Source organism: Kribbella sp. NPDC050281, from assembly GCF_040655855.1.
Taxonomy (GTDB): domain Bacteria; phylum Actinomycetota; class Actinomycetes; order Propionibacteriales; family Kribbellaceae; genus Kribbella.
In genome coordinates this window covers 93,104-110,038 of the sequence record NZ_JBFAKS010000004.1, presented here as the reverse complement: position 1 = coordinate 110,038, position 16,935 = coordinate 93,104, and the positions used below count along the sequence as shown (strand labels likewise).

The window sequence follows — 16,935 nt, the reverse complement described above, 5'->3', positions numbered from 1 at the left end:
GATCGGTGCTGACGTCCCGATCAAGGAGCCTTGAATGCGCTGGCAGAAGCCGCTCGCCGCAGCAATCGTCCTGACCGCCCTGACCACGACGCTGACGGCGTCGGCGACGCCGGGCAAGCCTCCCAGCGGTGGTGGTTCCTGCTCACCGGACGCGCAGTTCCTCGGCTTCAGTGATGCGCTGGACAAGACGACGTTCGACGGCCAGCCGGTCGCCGGCCTGTCGGCGCTGAACGTGACCGGCCCACACAGCGCGACCGCTCTGGTGGACAACGTCGGGACCACGCCGGCCCGGGTGTTCCAGCTCAAGACCAACAGCAAGCCGACGGCGGTCAGCGTCGACGGGATGACGATCCTGCGCCGCCCGGACGGTACGCCGTACACGGGCGCGGACTTCGACGGCGAGGGCCTGGTCGTCGAGCGGGGCGACCGGACCATCCTGGCCACCTCCGAGCGCGAACCGTCGATCCGCCGTTTCCGGCTGTCCGACGGCAAGGAGACCGCGTCGCTGCCGGTACCGTCGCGCTTCCAGGTCGCGCCGGCCGGTGAGGCGACGAGCAACGCGACGTTCGAGTCACTCGCGGTCAGCCGTGACGGGCTGTCGCTGTTCGCCGGCATGGAAGGCCCGCTCGCGTCCGACGGCACCGACGCGGACGGCCGCACGCGCAACCGCATCCTTCGGTACGCCGGGTTCCCGGGCCATGATTACCGGGTCGCCACGCAGTACGCCTACAAGCCCGACCCGGGTCTCGCGTTGGTCGAGCTCGCCTGGGTGAACCGGGACGAACTGGTGTCGATGGAGCGCACGTTCACCCCGGGTGTGGGCAACACGATCCGGGTGTTCACCGTGTCGTTGCGCCGGGCCGTCGACGTCTCGAAGCAGGCGTCGCTGGCGGATGCGCCGGAGAAGGTCTTCCTGCAGAAGAAACTGCTGTTCGACCTGGTGAACTGCCCGCCGTCCGGCGCGGTCGCCAAGCAGCCGCAGCCGAACCCGCTGCTGGACAACGTCGAGGCGCTCGCCCTCGGCGGCTACCTGCCCGGCGGCAAGCGGCAGCTGTACCTGCTGTCCGACGACAACAACGGCGCCACCCAGATCACCCGGTTCTACTCACTGGCCGTCGATCTGCACTGACGTCGCCCTGCATGACATGGCGTGATGCTTAGGCGCGGGTCACAATGTGTGAATGCGCGTGATCGTGGTGGGTGCGGGCGTGATCGGGCTGACCTGTGCCGTCCGGCTCGCCGAGGGTGGGTACGACGTGGCCGTGTTCGCCCGCGACCTACCGCTGGAGACGACGTCGGCGGTGGCTGCGGCGATCTGGTACCCGTACCTGTCGGCTCCCGAGGACCGCGTCGCCGCCTGGTCCAGGACGGCGTACGAGGAGTTCTCCAAGCTGGCGGAGCTCGAGCCGTCGGTGCGGATGCGGCGCGGGCGCGAGTTCCTGGCGGAGCAGAAGCCGGATCCGCGCTGGGCCGACGTCCTGCCTGACCTGACCCGGGTGTCGCCGCCGGCCGGATTCGAGGACGGCTGGTCGTTCACGACGGCGGTGATCGAGATGCCGGCGTACCTGCAGTCGCTCGTCAAGCGGCTGGACCAGGCCGGCGGGACGCTCACCCGCGCTGCGTTGCCGGCCTTGCCGACGACCGCCGATGTGGTCATCAACTGTGCCGGCCTCGGTGCCCGGCTGACCGCGAGCGACCCGACCGTGACGCCGGTGCGGGGGCAGGTGATGACAGTCGAGCAGTGTGGTCTGACCGAATGGCTCGTGGCCGATCGGTCGCCTTCGGAGTTGACGTACGTCGTACCGCGGGAGCATGACGTGGTGGTCGGCGGGACCAGCCAACCGAACGACTGGAACCTCGCGGTCGATCAGTCGACCGCGGATCAGATGCTGGAGCGGGCGGCCGAGCTGGTCCCCCAGTTGCGCAAGGCAAAGGTCATCCGGCATCGGGTCGGACTGCGGCCGGCCCGGCCGGCGATCCGGTGCGAGCTGGTCCGGACGCGGACGGGTGAGCCGGTGATCCACTGCTACGGACATGGTGGTTCCGGGGTCACGCTGTCCTGGGGTTGCGCGGACGAGGTCTTCGGGCTTGTCCAGGGAATCTGACCGGCCGATCATCCTCGACGGCGGTCTGTCGAACGCCCTGGAAGATCGTGGCCACGACCTGTCGGACGCGTTGTGGTCGGCGCGGCTGTTGAAGGACGCGCCGGCTGAGATCGCGGCCGTGCATCGGGCGTACTACGACGCCGGGGCGATGGTGGCTACGACGGCCAGTTATCAGGCCAGCGTGGTCGGGTTCGAGCGTGCCGGGGTGGCGCGATCCGAGGCCGAGCGACTGATTGCGAGCAGTGTGCGGATCGCCCGTGACGTGCGCGACTCGTTCACCGACGGACGGCGCCGGCTGGTCGCCGCGTCGGTCGGGCCGTACGGCGCGATGCTCGCGGACGGATCGGAGTACCGCGGCCGGTATGGGGTGAGTGCGACGACGCTCCGTGACTTCCACGGGCCGCGGATGGAGCTGCTGATCAGTGCTGAACCTGATCTGCTGGCGGTCGAAACCATCCCGGACGCGGACGAAGCCGAGGTGCTCGTCGGACTGCTGGCCGAGCTGGACTTTCCGGCATGGTTCTCCTACTCGATCTCTGGGAGACACACGCGCGCCGGCCAACCTCTCACGGACGCCTTCGCGATCGCTGCGATCGACCAAGTGATTGCCGTCGGCATCAACTGCTGTGCGCCCGATGAGGTCCGGCCCGCGGTCGAGACAGCCGTCGCGGTCACCGGCAAGCCGGCCGTCGCCTACCCCAACTCCGGCGAGTCCTGGGACGCCACCGCCCGTCACTGGACGGGCCACCGAACAACCCCTCTTGCCTCAGCATGGCTTGCCGCCGGGGCGGCGTACGTCGGTGGTTGCTGCCGGGTGGGACCCGACGACATCCGTGCACTGGTGGACGCCCTAGGGCGTGTCCTAGACGCCTAGTACCTGGCAGAGGAGGTCCAGGGCGCCGGGGTAGGCGTGGTCGGGTGGGGTGCCGTAGCCGACGATGACTGCTTGGCGGGTGGCCGGGGTCGGGTTGAAGTGGTAGCTGCTCAGGGTGGTGAGACCCAGGCCCTGGCGGGCCGCTCGGGCGACCACGTCTTCCGCGTCGCCGGGGACCTCGAGGAGGACGTGCATGCCGGCCGAGATGCCGGCGACCTTGACGTTCGGGGCGCGGACGGCGAGCAGCTCGACCAGGCGATCCCTGCGCCGGCGGTAGTGCAGCCGGGACCGCCGGACGTGCCGGTCGTAGTGGCCGGAGGCAATGAATTCCGCGAGGGTGAGCTGCTCCAGGGTCGCGGTCTGGAAGTCGGCCGCCCGCTTGGCCGCGACCACCGGCTCGATCAACCGCTGCGGCAACACCATCCACGCGAGCCGCAGCCCCGGCGCAAGGCTCTTGCTCGCCGTGCCCGTGTACACGACGCGCTCGGGGTCCAGCGCCTGCAGCGCCCCCACGGCCTGCCGGTCGTACCGGAACTCACCGTCGTAATCGTCCTCGATCAGTACTCCCCCGGTGTCCCGCGCCCACTCGACCGCCGCAGTACGACGCTCAGGCGCAAGCGGCACGCCCGTCGGCATCTGGTGCGCCGGTGTCAGCAGTGCACCGTCACCAGTCAGCTGTGAGACCTGCGCACCAAGCTCGTCGACCGAGACCGGCACAGGCGTGAGGCCCCGCGACCGGATCACATCCAGGTGCAAGGCGTACCCGAACTCCTCCACGGACACGGTCGTCCCGCCGAGGTTCCGCAGTACCTCGCTGAGCAGGCTCACGCCCTGCACGTAGCCGGAGCAGATCAGGACCCGTTCGGGATCGGCGCGGACGCCACGGGCGCGGGCGAGGTAGTCGGCGAGCATCCGGCGCAGTTCGATCCGGCCGCGCGGATCGCCCAGGCCGAAAGCCTCGTTGGGTGCCGCGGTCAACGCCTTCCGCGCGGCGGTGAGCCACTCACCGCGCGGGAACGTCGAGACGTCAGGTGCGCCGGGAGTCAGGTCGTAGCGGTATGCCTTTGCCGAGGGCAACGACACGTCGGGAGCCGGCGGAGTGGTGGCACGGTTGGCGACAACTGTGCCGGAGCCTTGACGGGCGGTCAGCCAGCCCTCGGCAACGAGTTGACCGTAGGCGTCCGCAACGGTGTTGCGGGCAATGCCGAGATCCTTCGCCAACGACCGCGACGACGGCAGCCGCGTGCCGGCCGGCAACCGCCCGCTCCGGATCGATGCATGCAACGCTTGAACCAGATCGTTGCGGCCCCGTGACGCCGCCAGGTCCAGATGCAGGTCAGCACCGGCAGCCCCTCGATCCTCCATGCACTGGACCTTATGCTGCCGCCGGGACGATACTCCAAACATCGGCTGTGACCGGCCGATTCGTGGTGGGGGGCTCCGCAGACACAACGGGGCGCAGGGGGATCACGTGGCGTCACCTCGCCATCCATGCTTGGAGGGGGACGCGATGCCGGGTCAGGACGAGTACGAGGAGCTCAAGGGCAGGGTCGTCCAGCTGGAGCAGCGGCTGGCGACGAGGTCGGTGCCGACTATCGAGGACATCACCGCGGAGGAGTTCCGCACCTATATCAAGGTCCGCGGCATCTTGCAGCAGGTGATCGGCCCTGGCAGCGGCTGCGCGCCGGGCGTGTTCGGCCGCGGCGACGATGTCGGCGGCACAGGCTGCGCCCCGGGCGTGTTCGGCCCCGGCGACGACACCGGCGGCACAGGCTGCGCCCCGGGCGTGATCAGTCCCGGCGACGACACCGGCGGCAGCGGCTGCGCCCCGGGCGGGTTCGGCGCCGGTGCCGTCGGGCGATTCGGAGACCTCGGCGGATGACCTCGAGGCGGCCAGGCCCGGAACCGTTCATCACGTCGGTCCCCGGCCTGGACGTCGTCGACGTCGACTCCTCGAGCGGGACGCGTGAGGACGGTCGCGGTACCGGTGGCGACGTCGTACTCAGGACGCCGTCTGCGACGTTGCGACTCGAGGGCGGGGTCGCGCGGGTGGTGCGGGACAGGATCCTGCCGGCGCTGCCACTCGGCCGTGCGGACCTGCTCGACGAGTTGTCCGATCTGCCGGCACTCGAGGTCGATCGACTGATCGGCTCGCTGCTCGGTTCCGGCGTCCTGGTGGAGGAGAAGGCCGCGGTGCCGGACTGGCTGTACGCGGTGCCTTCGTCCGACCACGAACTGCTCGCCAGGCGGTTGGCCACGGTGCGAGTTGTTGTGGTCGGGCAGGTGGAGGTTCTTGCGGGAGCCGGGATCCCAGGCCTGATTCGAGCGCCGTACCCGTCGCGGCGCGACGAACTGCCCGCCTTGATGGCAGGTGCGGATCTGGTCGTCGCGGCGGGTGATGGCTCGCTGCCGGTGCTGCATCAGTGGATCAACGCGGTCGGCCTGGAGCTGGGCGTACCGACGTTGCATGCGGAATCGCAGGGCGCCCGGGCGACCGTCGGTCCGCTGGTGCTGCCCGACGGCGGGCCCTGTTACCTGTGCTGGCGGATGCGGGCGCTGTCCTGTGTGGACGACTTCGGTGCGGCGATGGCACTCGAGGAGGCGCTCGATGGTCGCCGGTTCGTGGAGGCTGCGGCGAGGCCAGTGCTCCCGGCACTTCTGCCCATGGTCACCGGCGCACTGATGACCGAGGTGTTCGCGTTGACGCTGTCGATCGCGGCACCGCGGCTGACTGCCAACGTGCTCACACTCGATGCGCTCGCTGGCGGCGAGGAGTTGCATCCAGTCGTGCCGCACCCGGATTGCCCGGCATGCGCAAAGAAGGGACGTCGGCCGGCAGAGGCTGTGACAACGGACTTCGACGACATCGCCGGGCGCGTGGTCGACTCGCTCTGCGGTGTGGTCCGCAGGCTCGTTCCCTTCCCGAAGGACGTCGACGAGCCGGAGCGGCCGTACGTCGTCCAGGCCGAACTGGCAAACGCTCGTTTCCGCAGCGACGGCGATCCGTTCGTCGTCTGCTCCGGCAAGGGCTGGACCCGGCGGCAGGCGCGCGACAGCGCTCTCGGTGAGGCTCTCGAACGGCACGCCGCCATGACGTGGCGACCTGAGCGCACGATCACTTCGACGTACGACGGGTTGGACCGGCGGGGCCTGCATCCGCGGGACCTGGTGCTGTTCGCGGATCATCAGTACGAGACAGTGCCGTTCCAGCCGTGGCGGCCGGAGACCGAACTCGAGTGGGTGCCGGCACAGTCGATGGTGACCGGCGATGACGTCTGGATTCCCTTGCTGGCAACGCATCTGGGCTATCGGCCGCCACCGGAGGCCGGGCTGTTCCCGACCACGTCGAACGGCTTCGCGGCCGGGCCGGACCGGGACGGCGCGACGCTGCGCGCGTTGCTCGAGGTGATCGAGCGGGACGCGTTCATGATCGCGTGGTCGCATCGGCTGCCCGGGCCCTGCGTGGCCGCGGCCGACGTACCGGACGAACAGACCCGTGGGATCGCCGCGACGCATGCACGGCGTGGGATCGACATCGTGGTGCACCTGTTGCCGACCGACACGGTGGCGGCCGTCGCCCTGGCGGTCGCATGGTCGGAGCGGACTCCGGTCGCGGTTGTCGGACTCGGAGCAGGGATGGACCCGGTCGCCGCTGCCCGGTCCGCGGTGCTCGAGGTCGGGCAGGCGCGACCGCTACTGCGCGCCCGCCTCCGCCAACCGGAGGTCAGGGCGCGGATGGCCGAGTTGGTTGCCACGCCGGCGAAGGTCGCGAGTCTGGGCGACCACAGCCTGCTGTACGCCGACTTGGCCGTTGATGGCATGCGCTTCCTCCGCGAGGCTCCGCGTCAGCCGTGGCCGGACGCGGCGTCACCATCGCCCGCCGGCCTGGCTGTGCTGGTCAAGTCGCTGGCCGAGGTCGCGGGCGACGTACTCGCCGTGGATGTCACGACGCCGGACGTCGCCGCACTCGGGGTGCGGGTCGTGCGTGGGCTGGTGCCGGGGTTCGTGCCGATCTGGTTCGGTGCGAACCAGGCGCGGCTCGGTGGGCGGCGACTGCTCGAGATGCCGGGCCGGATCGGGCTGCGTCCGGCGCAGCTGGACGAACTGAACCTCGACCCGCATCCGATGGCGTGAGGACGAAGGCGATGACTGCTTTCCGCACCGCTCAGCCGCTGGCCTGGGCCTTCCACCGCGGTACTGCCCGCCGGCGATCCGACAATCCACAGGTGCTCCAGCCGCGACCGGAGCCGGGGCGTGAGGACCCGTCGGCTCCGTGGATCCGGTTGCCGCCAAGCTTGCGGGTCGCCGCGCCGCTGACCGACCTGGTACGCGGACGGGTGTCCTGCCGCGTGTTCCGCGACGAGCCGATCGGATTCGCGGAACTGGCCACCCTGCTGCGGTCCGGGTACGGCGTCAGTCGCGCGACCGACGACAGCACTCTGCTCGACCGGGCAGTGCCGTCCGGCGGCGGGCTCTATCCGCTTGAGGTGAGCCTGCTGGTGCGGTCGGTGGACGGCCTGCCGGCTGGGATCTACCACTACGTTCCTCTCGCGGATGGTCTGGAGCGGGTGCGCGGTAAAGCGGTCCCCGCCTCGCTGATCCGCTACCTGTTCCTGGGCCAGCCGTGGGCGGCCGAGGCCGCCGTCGTCCTTGTGTTCTCGGCCGTCTGCCGACGCAGCCTGGGCAAGTACGGCGACCGCGGTTACCGCTACCTGTTGCTGGAGGCAGGGCATGCGGCGCAGAACGTCGTACTCATGGCGACCGGGCTCGGACTCGGCTCGGTCAACCTCGGCGGCTTCTTCGACGACGAACTGTCCGGGCTACTGCGCCTCGACATCGAGTCCGAGATCGTCTTGTACGGCGCGGCCGTCGGCCACCCAGCGCCCGGCAACCGCAACGCCCGCCGAGGCCTCGACCGGCTGACGGGCTAGTCGTCGGCGTCGGTCGACGATTCGCGAAGCCGGATGGCGAGGGCAGCCACCTCACGACGTGACGTCGTTCCGGTCTTGTGCAGCAGGTTCGACACATGCACGCTGACCGTCTTCTCGCTGATGAACAGCGACTGCGCGATCTCGGCGTACGTCCGGTTCGCCACCAGGTGCGCGAGCACCTCCTGCTCCCGCTTGGTCAGGGATCGGAAGGGTGCCGCGGGTTCGTCGTCCGTCGGCGCCGATGGCTCGCCGAGCTGGATCTTGCCGAGGCCGGCCAGCGTCTCCACCTGCTGCCGCAGGGGAATCGCGCCGACTTCGAGGGCGAAGTGGTGAGCCGACCTCAGCGGTACGGCGACGACGGCCCGGGCAGCTCTCTCGGCGAGCAAGGCCTGTGCCCACCGCCAGGACGCGACGGCTTCCTCCCACCGAAGTCCCGCGGCACCGCAGCGGCGTGCGGCATCCTCCCAGGCACCTGAGGTCGGCGTCTTCGCCGTGCATCGTGCCACCTCGGCGGTGAACAGCGCCCGCATCGCCGGTTGGATCAGATCCTCGGAGGTGATGACTTCGAACGGCGGCGGCGACAGCCGTGCGCGCAAGGCCACAAGGTCATCGAGTTGTGCGCGCGTCTTCCGGAGGCTCCTGCCGTCACGCCGGTCTCGAGCGGACTCCGCCAGATCGGCAGCCGCGCGTGCACCCCACATCAACATCTCGTCCGCGTCGCGGGGATCGGCGATGTGGGTGATCAGTGTGCGCGACAACAGGTCGAGAGCCGCCTCCGCGTGACCCGTCGCGAGCAGGTACTCGGCCAGTACGGGCGGCGCAACCAGCCCGAGACGCTCCTCCAGTGCCGGGATCAGCTCGTTGGCCCGCTGCAGGTGCATGCCCGCGACGTCCAGGTTTCCCTGGCGGATCGACAACGACGCCGCGCTCAGCCGAACCATCGCGCTGGGGCTCGGCAGACAAGCCAAAGCAAGCCCCTGCCGGGTGACGTCGCTGCTCTCGGCGAAGCGTCCGAGGATCAACAGGTCCTTCGCCAGGACTCCGGCCGCAAAGACCGCCGACGACAGCGCCCCGACATCGAGCGCGAACCGGAGGAACTCCGTTGCCGGCTCGACGCATTCCGCGACACCACCGCGTTGGAGCAAGTAGTTGCGTCGGGCCACGAGGGTCCGCCACAGCACGTCCGGATCGCCGGTCTTCCAGGCCGAGCGCAACGCCGTCGCAGTGTCCGCATCGGAACGCTCGTTGCGCAGATCCGCGCATCCGCGGGCCGCGTAGGCGAGGCTGAGTGCCGCACTGGATCCGACGCGCTCCGCAGCCAGGACCGCCTCCTCGGCATGTTTCCGCGCCGGCTCGGCCTCGTTGTTCCAGGCCTGTCGCCAGCTGAGGCCGGCCAGGGCTTCGGCGTACTCCGCGCTGTCGGGATACGGCCGGCTCAGCTCGACCGCTCGCGTGGCCTCGGCGATCGCCTCATCGCTCAGCCTGCCGGTTGCCCAGGCCGAGTCGGCCCATCGCCGCCGCAGCCTGCTGGCGCGAAGCGGGTCGGTCCGCTCGTCCACGAGTTCGAGTGCGCGGCTCCACGCCGCGAAGCTCGCCTCACCTTCGCCGACCAGTTCGTTGGCTCGCGCGACGCGCTCCAGCAGGTCGCCTTCATCGGCCCGGCCGGGTGCGTCGGGGCCGTGCACCGTCGACCACAGACGGGCCGCCCGGCGGAGATGGATCGCCTCCTCGCGCCGCGAAACGATCCCGTTCGCGAGGTCGGCCGCACGCAGCGACGCCTCGAGACAGGATTCCAGGTCGTGCGCGCCCTCGTAGTGCAGCGCCAGGTCGCCTTGCCGCTGGACCTCGTCGGGACCGGTGGCGGTGCGAGACTCGAGCGTCTTGGCCCAGGCGGCGTGCACGGATTCCGCCTCGCCCGGCACGAAGGTCGCGTACAGCACCTCCGCCAGCAGCGGGTGCCGGAACCAGCACATGTCCGCACCCTGCGCCACGCTGATCCCGGTGTCGACTGCCTCGATCAGCGCGTTCGTCAGGGCCTCGGGGCCGATCCCTCGCGTCGCGGCGACCTCCCGCAGATTGTCGATCGACGTCGGCCGTCCGGCCACCGCGAGCGCCCGCATGACTTCACGACCCGGCGCCGACAGCCGATGCCAGGCAGCAAGCAGGGCCGCCCTCAGCTCCGCCGGCAGATCGGCGGGCAACTGCTCGTCGCCCACGGTGATCCCCTCCAGGAGCAGTTCACTGAGATACGGATTGCCGTCGGACCGCAGTACGACGTCGTCCACCAGGCGATGGTGCGGGTGATCGCCCAGCAACAGCGCGAGCTGCTGCTCGGTCTCGTCCCAGGTCATCCGGTCCAGCCGCAGGCCGGTCACCGACGGCATCCGCCGGAGGTCCGCCAGCCAGCTGTGGATCGGATCACCGGTGCCGAGCTCCTCATCCCGGTAGGTGGTCAGAATCGCGAACTGTTGGCCACGGAACCCGGCGATGAGATACGAGAGCGCATCGCGGGACGCAAGGTCGGCCCACTGCACGTCGTCGATGACGAGAACCGTCGGTCGATGCGAAGCGATCGCCATCACGAGTGCATCGACCACGGACAGGAGCCGGATCGCACTGCTGGAGGTGTACGCGTTCAGTGACGGCAGAAGCCCGCCTGCAGCTGGGACATCGGCGAGTACGTCGGCCAGCTCGCGGGGATCGGCCGACTCCGCCCAACCTTCCAGTGCGCTGATCAGCGGACCGTACGGCGAGTCCACCGCGCCGAAGCGAACGCACCGGCCCCACAGGACCGCCACACCGCGGGCCGCGGCCTCGTCAGCGGCGACTCGGACCAGGCGAGTCTTGCCCACGCCCGCCTCTCCGTGTACGAACACCGCACACGGCCGTCCTTCGGCAGCCGCCCGGATCGCCGTTCCGAGCATCCTTCGTTCCTCGGCCCGACCGGCGATTCGGGGTGAGCGTAAGACCCCCGCCCCTCCCACAACCCCCAGTCTGCGCCCGTGATGCCGGGCTGTCGCTGCATATACCTGTGCGCACGATCAACGTGGATCAATATGTGTGCACACGATCACTGCGACTGCCCGGCCGGGTTCGGCGTTCTCCGGGTCTCCGGATGCAGGTCGAAGACCACCCGCGCCGGTGCCACCGGGTCGTACTTGATCGGGACCCGCTGACCGGCGTACGGGACCTGGCCCGGCAGCGGGTACCGAACATCGTTGCGAATCAGTGAGGTTCCCACCGGGAAGCGGACCAGCAAGAACGTGCGGTGGCCGGCCCGCAGTACCGAGAGCACCTCGGCGTCCACCTGGCGCCAGTTCGCGGACTCGAGTTCGAGGTCGTCGAGCCCGGGGTCGGGCTGGCTGATCAGGGCCAGAAGCCCTGCCCCCACAACCAGCCCGACGCTTGTCAGCACTGCGATCGTCCACATCGGCTGTGCCTCGTCCCGCGGAATCCGGACGGCCTGATCAGCCGGCCAGCGCGTGGCGACGCCGGTACAGCCACATGCCGCCGAAGGCGACGGCCGCACCACCGAGTGCGGAGGCGCCGAACTGCAGGGCCTCGACACCGTTGTTGTCCGACAGACTCTGGGCCGCCACGGTCTTCACGGCAGGCACTTCGTAGGCCGGGTCGTAGTTCGGGTAGTTGTACTCCGGACCAGTGGTCTCGGATCCCGGGTAGCCGGTGCCTTCGTCCGGCCAGTCGGGCGGTGCCGCTGGGCCGGCCTGTGACACTGACGCGGCGGCGGGCTCCTTCGGCAGGGCGGATGCCTGAGGCGTGGTGAGAACGACTGCGCCCATCGCGACTGCGGACAGTGCGAGGACGGTGTACTTGCGGTTCATGATTCCTCCGTGAATTCGGCGGCGGCGGGGATCGCCGCTCTTCTTTCACAGTCGGCCTCAGCAGCCCCCGGCCACATCGGGGGCAACCCCTCAGAAATGCAGTGCTACCCCTCAGATTCGGTCGAGCTGCGGACCGCTGTCCTGAGGATCGGCAGAATTGGCTCCTGGATCCGGTGTGGAAGTGGACCAGCGACCTGGGCCGATCCGCGCCTAGGTTGGTGACATGAGCACAACGACGCGGCGGGTGAAGCTCGCCAACCTGGTTCCGGACTTCTACCAGGCGATGATCGCGCTGGACGCGGTCTCCGACGCCGGCATCGATCCGAAGCTGGCGAACCTGATCCGGATCCGTGCCTCCCAGCTGAACGGGTGCTCCTACTGCACCGACATGCACTCGCTCGACCTCCTGCACCTCGGTGACGACCAGCAGCGGATCTCGCTGCTGCCGGTCTGGCGGGAGGCGCGCAAGTTCTACACCGAGGAGGAGCAGGCCGCGCTCGCGTTGACCGAGGCGATCACGCTGATCAGCGTGGACCACGTCCCGGACGAGGTCTACGACCTGGCAGCGAACGTGTTCGGCGAGAAGGACTTGGCACAGTTGATCGCCTTGATCATCACGATCAACATGTGGACCCGGGTCGGGGTGACCGGAAGGATGGAGCCCGGCCACTACAAGCCGAGCTGAGCCGCGAGATGACATCAGGAGCGGAGAGGTTCCGGGCCTTGCATCACGGCGGTACGCCGCTGATCCTGCCGAACGCCTGGGATCCGGTGAGTGCCAAGATCATGGCCGAGGCAGGCTTTCCCGCGGTCGCGACCAGTAGCGGCGCGGTCGCTCGCGTCCTCGGGTACGACGATGGTCAGCTGACCCCACCGGCGGAGATGTTCACCGCGGTCGCCCGGATCGCGCGGGCGGTCGACATACCGGTGACTGCTGATCTGGAGGCCGGCTACGGCCTGGCGCCGAAGGAGTTCGCCGAGCGCGTGCTCGACACCGGTGCGGTCGGCTGCAATCTGGAGGACTCGGTGGACCGCGTGCTCACCGACCCGGCCCGGCAGGCCGACTACCTGGCCGAGGTTCGCGCTGCCGCGGGAGCAGACCTGGTGATCAACGCACGGGTCGACGTGTTCATCCGTGGAGGTGGAGCGGCCGACGCCATCGCCCGCGGCCGGGCGTACCGCCGCGCCGGCGCCGACTGCGTCTACCCGATCATGGCCCCGACCGACGTCCTGGCCGAGGTCGTCGAGGGCATCGGCGGCCCGATCAACGCCCACGCCGCCGTCGGCGGGCCCACTCCCGCCGAGTTGATCGCCGCCGGCGCGCACCGCATCTCGTACGGCACGAGCATCCACACCCACCTGATGAACAGCCTGCGCGAACTGCTCCCTTCACTCACGTAGGGCCCTGAGTGCGTAGACCAAGGCCCAGTCCTGGTCGTTGGCCAAGGGGTCCGCGACATGGGCGGGCTGTCCGTTGACGCAGCTCGGGTACACGAACGCGCAGGTCGCCGAGCCGTCCGCTGAGAAGTTGACCAGGTTCGCGCGCAGGATCGAGTCCGTCGCGGCGTCCAGCCAGGCCGCCGTCGATGGCTCGACCAGTTCTCGCGGCCAAGCGGCGTACACGGCCGCACTGAGCACCGACCAGTAGTGCGGGAAGACGTCGCCCCACAACCGCAGCCGGCCGAACCAGTACCCGTCCCAGTGCCGGATCGCCACCTGCCGCAGGCGTACGTCGGGCTGATCGGCGGCGAACGCCGTCAGCCAGGACAACCGGCGATTCAGCTCCGCGCCGTCGATCTCGTCCGGCGCCATCCGGTACGCCGCTACGAGTAGCTCGAGCAAGGGCGCGACCATGGACTGCTCGTAGTTGACCTCGTGAGGCGGCAGCTCATCGCCGTACTCGATGAACTGCCGTGCATGCCGGATGAGGTGATCCCGCATCCCGAGTTCGCTCAGCAGCGGACCCAGGTCGAAGGCGAGGAAGTGATCCCCGCCGAGTTCGTAGTACCGGTCGAGAATGCGCGCGGCACCGGTCCGATCACCCTGCCCGAGCAGGAACCTCGCGAACCACGGGAAGTTGTACAGCCGCACGCGATCCTGATGGAAGCTGTCGTCCTGGACCGTGCCGTTCTCGTCCACCACATGCTCGCGGACAAACCGCTCGTACCCGGCCAAAGCCTCGTCCAGCTCGGCCCGATCACCCCAGCCGCGGTCACGGACCTCCTGCAGCAGGAGTGCCATCCCGATCCGTTCGCGCGCATCGGACCAGTCCGCCCACGCACCCGACAACACAGTGAGGCCACTGTCGTTGTCGTACGGCACGAAGGCGTACTGCCGACTGTCCGCGAGCTCCGGCCGACGCTGCCGCTCGAGGACGAACCGGACCCGCCGCTCGGCGATCTCGCGCAGCGGCTGATGGAACAGTACGGCGATCCGCGCGGTCCGCTTGCCGTCCGTCGCCTCGACATGCACCAGACCGGGCTCGTCGCTCGTGACCTCACTCGGGCCGTCTCCGGTGAGCTGGATCGTCTCCCCCACCTCGGCGGCCAGCCGGTCCGCGCCGATGAGCGGCTGCCGATCCGCATGGAATCCGGGCAGGTCGTCGTACCAGGCCAGCTGCCAGGTCCACCGGTACGACGCTCCCGGGGCGAGTGTGATCGGCGGCTGACCGCCCATCGCGTGCGGCGCGCGAGCGTGGTCGGTCGGGTGGAGGTAGATGTGGCCGCGGACGTTGCTGCTCGTGCCCGGCTCGCGTGACTCCACCGAGTACGCCCACAGCTCGCCCTCCTTCAGCTGCAGACCGAGCCCGGGACCGCTGCCGTCCATCGGCACCGCCCACACCCACGCATCGGCGCCACCGGTCCACACATGCGCATGAACAGCCCCCGTCAGGCTCTCCTGGCTCGAGCGATAGATGTCGCGGTACGGCGTACTGATCGCGATCGACCCGACCGTCGTCGGCTCGGCCCCGGCGTTGCGGAGCTCGTAGGTCTCTGTCCACTGGTCACCGAAGCGGCGGCCGACGCGCAGTTCCAGCTCACCCAACTGGTAGAGCAAGTCGAGCCCGGTCTGCCGCCAGCGCACGAGCGCCGGGTTGTCGAAGCGGTGGCTGCCACGGTCCGTGATCACGAAACCCTTGCCCCACGCGTGCAGCGTGTCGTGCACGGGGCCGGGATCGAGCAGGACCCGCCGTCCGTCCGGGTGAACGACCTGCTCGACCGCCCCGTCGTCGCCGACCTGGACCGTGCCCGCACCGAATCCGAAGATTTCCACGATTCGCCACGCTACCGATGTCGAGAAGCATCTGGCGGCTTCGTCCCCCTGATGACAGCACCTCCTCAGTGGAAGGATCACCATCATGACCAAGGACGAGATCGCCGCGATTCTGGCCAAGCCCTACGCGCAGGAACTGATCACCGGCCCCGAGCCGGCCCGGTTCGCCTACGACGGACTCGATGGCGACCCCAGAGTGATTCCGATCGGCTTCTGGGTCGAGGGCGACAAGATCCTGATGGCCACAGTGCCGAAGTCGGCGAAGGTCGCTGCCCTGCGGAAGAATCCCAAGGTCGCGCTCACCATCGACACCGGAGCCTTCCCGCCGAAGGTCCTGCTGATCCGCGGCAGCGCCGAGGTCGAGCTGGTGCCCGGCGTCCCGGAGGGCTACCTGCTGGCCGGACACAAGGTGACGACCGACGAGCAGTACCCGGACTGGGAGGCCGGAGTGAAGGCTCTGTACGACGAGATGGTCGTCATCACCGTCACCCCGACCTGGGCCAAGCTCCTCGACTTCGAGACCACCATCCCCAAGGCAGTGGAAGACCTCATCAAGGAAAAGTCGAAGAGCTAGCGACGTGGTTACACCGGGTCGGTTCCTTGGAACGGCTCGGTGTGACGCAATCGTCGTCGCGTCAGCTCAGCTGCAGCCTCGACGCCGTCGCCTTCATGATCGTAGGTGTACGTCCAGCCGGTCTGCAGCCTCAACGCGTCCAGACCCGCGACCCAGCGCCTGTCGGTCAGCGAGAACGCCGCCGGGAGCTTCATTCCTTCGTACGCCTCCGCGACCTTCTCCCGCTCCCACCGCTGGTACCTGATCCACCCTGCGACGATCAGTGCCAGAACCACCAGAACGACGAGCACGCCCCGCCCCACCGATCGCCCGGCGCGAGTCTGCTCAACCACCAGCGAATGCTAGCTGCGCCCCGGGGTCCCACCCCGATCATCGGACCCGACTTTGTGCACGAGATCCGTACGCCGAGGACGCCGCCGTACGGATCTCGTGCACAAAGTGACCAAGCCCGCGGAAGCGGGGCCGCCGGGCCGCCCGGCCGGGCCGGCCGGGCTGCTGGCCGGGGTGGGGCGGCGGCTAGTCGGTGACGGCGCGGCTCAGGAAGACTGTGGCGATGAAGGTGCGGAAGAGGTGGAGCGGGTCGTCGTTGCGGATGGCAACGACTCGGTCGTCCACCTTCTCCACGTCACGGAGGGCACAGGCCAGGTCTGCGAAGGCCTGGTTGTGGAAGCGGATGGTCAGCTCGGCCGGAAGGGCGATCGCCGGCGGCCGAACGTCCGGGAGCCGGTCCAGGGCGCGGTGTGCGCCTTCGCGGATCAGCTCCCGTGCGGTCTCCGGATGCACCGACCGGGCGGCGTTGTGCGAGACCGACTCCTTGACGACGACCGACTCGATACCGGGGCAGAACGGTTGCGCCTCGTCGATCGTCACCCGGTCGCCCGAGATGAGTACGACCGGAACCCCGTACGCCAGCGCCACCAGAGCGTTGATCCCGGCCTCGCCGGTGAGCGTGCCGTTCAGCCGTACTTCGGCGATCGCCCGCGGGTTGTAGGTGTGGAACAACACCGAGGACGTCGAGCTCGCCGCCCCGTGGTACGAGATGAACATGGCCGCGTCGAAGGAGTCGTCGAGGCCTTCCATCATGTACAGCGGCTTGTGCCGCCCGGACAGGTAGCCGGCCCGGCCGTGGAGCTCGTCCGGGCGGAGATTCTGCATCGTCGAATGTGAGTCGTTGACCAGGAACTCGGTCGCGCCGGCAGCCAGGGCGCCGTCGATCGCGGCGTTGACCTCCGCTTGAAGCTGTCCGCGGTAGTACTCGTACTCCTGGGCAGGACCGCGGACCTGACCCCAGTCGACGACCCCGGCCGTACCTTCCATGTCAGTGGACAGGAACACC

16 protein-coding genes are annotated in these 16,935 nt (G+C 69.3%); 9 read left to right on the top strand and 7 right to left on the bottom strand.

The window, feature by feature from the left end:
• Positions 1-34: 34 nt before the first annotated feature.
• The 3 genes from AB0I34_RS06325 to mmuM are packed head-to-tail and all read left to right on the top strand — an operon-like array spanning position 35 to position 2,979.
• Positions 35-1,129, top strand: coding sequence for an esterase-like activity of phytase family protein (locus tag AB0I34_RS06325; protein WP_360440330.1), 1,095 nt, complete (start codon positions 35-37; stop codon positions 1,127-1,129).
• A gap of 52 nt (positions 1,130-1,181) precedes the next feature.
• Positions 1,182-2,105 carry an FAD-dependent oxidoreductase gene (locus AB0I34_RS06320; protein WP_360440327.1) on the top strand — a complete coding sequence of 308 codons (924 nt, stop codon included), beginning with the start codon at positions 1,182-1,184 and terminating at the stop codon, positions 2,103-2,105.
• On the top strand, positions 2,089-2,979 hold the full coding sequence (gene mmuM, locus AB0I34_RS06315; RefSeq protein ID WP_360440324.1) for a homocysteine S-methyltransferase: 891 nt from the start codon (positions 2,089-2,091) through the stop codon (positions 2,977-2,979). Before AB0I34_RS06320 ends, mmuM begins: the two co-directional genes overlap by 17 nt.
• On the opposite strand, the gene AB0I34_RS06310 is transcribed toward mmuM, so the two are convergent.
• Positions 2,968-4,344: a PLP-dependent aminotransferase family protein gene (locus tag AB0I34_RS06310; protein WP_360440321.1), complete on the bottom strand. Its 1,377-nt coding sequence runs from the start codon at positions 4,342-4,344 to the stop codon at positions 2,968-2,970. The genes mmuM and AB0I34_RS06310 overlap by 12 nt on opposite strands.
• Before the next feature lie 145 nt (positions 4,345-4,489).
• On the opposite strand from AB0I34_RS06310, the gene AB0I34_RS06305 reads away from it, so the two are divergent.
• The 3 genes from AB0I34_RS06305 to AB0I34_RS06295 are packed head-to-tail and all read left to right on the top strand — an operon-like array spanning position 4,490 to position 7,910.
• Positions 4,490-4,861, top strand: coding sequence for a hypothetical protein (locus tag AB0I34_RS06305; RefSeq protein ID WP_360440318.1), 372 nt, complete (start codon positions 4,490-4,492; stop codon positions 4,859-4,861).
• Positions 4,858-7,113: a TOMM precursor leader peptide-binding protein gene (locus AB0I34_RS06300; RefSeq protein WP_360440315.1), complete on the top strand. Its 2,256-nt coding sequence runs from the start codon at positions 4,858-4,860 to the stop codon at positions 7,111-7,113. Before AB0I34_RS06305 ends, AB0I34_RS06300 begins: the two co-directional genes overlap by 4 nt.
• 11 nt (positions 7,114-7,124) lie before the next feature.
• Positions 7,125-7,910: a SagB/ThcOx family dehydrogenase gene (locus AB0I34_RS06295; protein WP_360440312.1), complete on the top strand. Its 786-nt coding sequence runs from the start codon at positions 7,125-7,127 to the stop codon at positions 7,908-7,910.
• On the opposite strand, the gene AB0I34_RS06290 is transcribed toward AB0I34_RS06295, so the two are convergent.
• From AB0I34_RS06290 to AB0I34_RS06280, 3 genes are all read right to left on the bottom strand, one after another.
• Positions 7,907-10,894, bottom strand: coding sequence for an AAA family ATPase (locus tag AB0I34_RS06290; protein ID WP_360440309.1), 2,988 nt, complete (start codon positions 10,892-10,894; stop codon positions 7,907-7,909). The two genes, AB0I34_RS06295 and AB0I34_RS06290, sit on opposite strands and share 4 nt — an antisense overlap.
• Positions 10,895-10,980: 86 nt before the next feature.
• On the bottom strand, positions 10,981-11,340 hold the full coding sequence (locus AB0I34_RS06285; RefSeq protein WP_360440306.1) for a hypothetical protein: 360 nt from the start codon (positions 11,338-11,340) through the stop codon (positions 10,981-10,983).
• Between the two features lie 37 nt (positions 11,341-11,377).
• Positions 11,378-11,752, bottom strand: coding sequence for a hypothetical protein (locus tag AB0I34_RS06280; RefSeq protein WP_360440303.1), 375 nt, complete (start codon positions 11,750-11,752; stop codon positions 11,378-11,380).
• Positions 11,753-11,975: 223 nt separating this feature from the next.
• Between AB0I34_RS06280 and AB0I34_RS06275 the strand changes: the two genes are divergently transcribed.
• Together AB0I34_RS06275 and AB0I34_RS06270 are read left to right on the top strand one after the other, a co-directional pair.
• Positions 11,976-12,437 carry a carboxymuconolactone decarboxylase family protein gene (locus tag AB0I34_RS06275; protein WP_360440300.1) on the top strand — a complete coding sequence of 154 codons (462 nt, stop codon included), beginning with the start codon at positions 11,976-11,978 and terminating at the stop codon, positions 12,435-12,437.
• A gap of 8 nt (positions 12,438-12,445) precedes the next feature.
• The gene (locus AB0I34_RS06270) at positions 12,446-13,153 is read left to right on the top strand and encodes an isocitrate lyase/phosphoenolpyruvate mutase family protein (protein ID WP_360440297.1); all 708 of its coding nucleotides are present in this window, start codon (positions 12,446-12,448) and stop codon (positions 13,151-13,153) included.
• Here AB0I34_RS06270 and AB0I34_RS06265 read toward each other — a convergent pair.
• Entirely contained in the window at positions 13,142-15,025 is a 1,884-nt protein-coding gene (locus tag AB0I34_RS06265) for a hypothetical protein (protein WP_360440294.1), read from the bottom strand. The two genes, AB0I34_RS06270 and AB0I34_RS06265, sit on opposite strands and share 12 nt — an antisense overlap.
• Before the next feature lie 85 nt (positions 15,026-15,110).
• On the opposite strand from AB0I34_RS06265, the gene AB0I34_RS06260 reads away from it, so the two are divergent.
• The gene (locus AB0I34_RS06260; protein WP_360440291.1) at positions 15,111-15,599 is read left to right on the top strand and encodes a pyridoxamine 5'-phosphate oxidase family protein; all 489 of its coding nucleotides are present in this window, start codon (positions 15,111-15,113) and stop codon (positions 15,597-15,599) included.
• Positions 15,600-15,607: 8 nt separating this feature from the next.
• On the opposite strand, the gene AB0I34_RS06255 is transcribed toward AB0I34_RS06260, so the two are convergent.
• Together AB0I34_RS06255 and AB0I34_RS06250 are read right to left on the bottom strand one after the other, a co-directional pair.
• Positions 15,608-15,931 (bottom strand): hypothetical protein, encoded by a 324-nt coding sequence (locus AB0I34_RS06255; RefSeq protein ID WP_360440288.1) that lies wholly within the window; start codon positions 15,929-15,931, stop codon positions 15,608-15,610.
• Positions 15,932-16,115: 184 nt separating this feature from the next.
• Positions 16,116-16,934, bottom strand: coding sequence for a M55 family metallopeptidase (locus AB0I34_RS06250; protein ID WP_360440285.1), 819 nt, complete (start codon positions 16,932-16,934; stop codon positions 16,116-16,118).
• Position 16,935 lies beyond the last annotated feature (1 nt).

Excerpts from the sequence above, each read along its gene's own strand:
- AB0I34_RS06280 (WP_360440303.1), bottom strand. The coding sequence starts at position 11,752 with ATGAACCGCAAGTACACCGTCCTCGCACTGTCCGCAGTCGCGATGGGC.
- AB0I34_RS06310 (WP_360440321.1), bottom strand. The coding sequence starts at position 4,344 with ATGGAGGATCGAGGGGCTGCCGGTGCTGACCTGCATCTGGACCTGGCG.
- AB0I34_RS06320 (WP_360440327.1), top strand. The coding sequence starts at position 1,182 with ATGCGCGTGATCGTGGTGGGTGCGGGCGTGATCGGGCTGACCTGTGCC.
- AB0I34_RS06305 (WP_360440318.1), top strand. The coding sequence starts at position 4,490 with ATGCCGGGTCAGGACGAGTACGAGGAGCTCAAGGGCAGGGTCGTCCAG.
- AB0I34_RS06270 (WP_360440297.1), top strand. The coding sequence starts at position 12,446 with ATGACATCAGGAGCGGAGAGGTTCCGGGCCTTGCATCACGGCGGTACG.
- AB0I34_RS06275 (WP_360440300.1), top strand. The coding sequence starts at position 11,976 with ATGAGCACAACGACGCGGCGGGTGAAGCTCGCCAACCTGGTTCCGGAC.
- AB0I34_RS06300 (WP_360440315.1), top strand. The coding sequence starts at position 4,858 with ATGACCTCGAGGCGGCCAGGCCCGGAACCGTTCATCACGTCGGTCCCC.
- AB0I34_RS06325 (WP_360440330.1), top strand. The coding sequence starts at position 35 with ATGCGCTGGCAGAAGCCGCTCGCCGCAGCAATCGTCCTGACCGCCCTG.
- AB0I34_RS06260 (WP_360440291.1), top strand. The coding sequence starts at position 15,111 with ATGACCAAGGACGAGATCGCCGCGATTCTGGCCAAGCCCTACGCGCAG.
- AB0I34_RS06285 (WP_360440306.1), bottom strand. The coding sequence starts at position 11,340 with ATGTGGACGATCGCAGTGCTGACAAGCGTCGGGCTGGTTGTGGGGGCA.
- AB0I34_RS06295 (WP_360440312.1), top strand. The coding sequence starts at position 7,125 with ATGACTGCTTTCCGCACCGCTCAGCCGCTGGCCTGGGCCTTCCACCGC.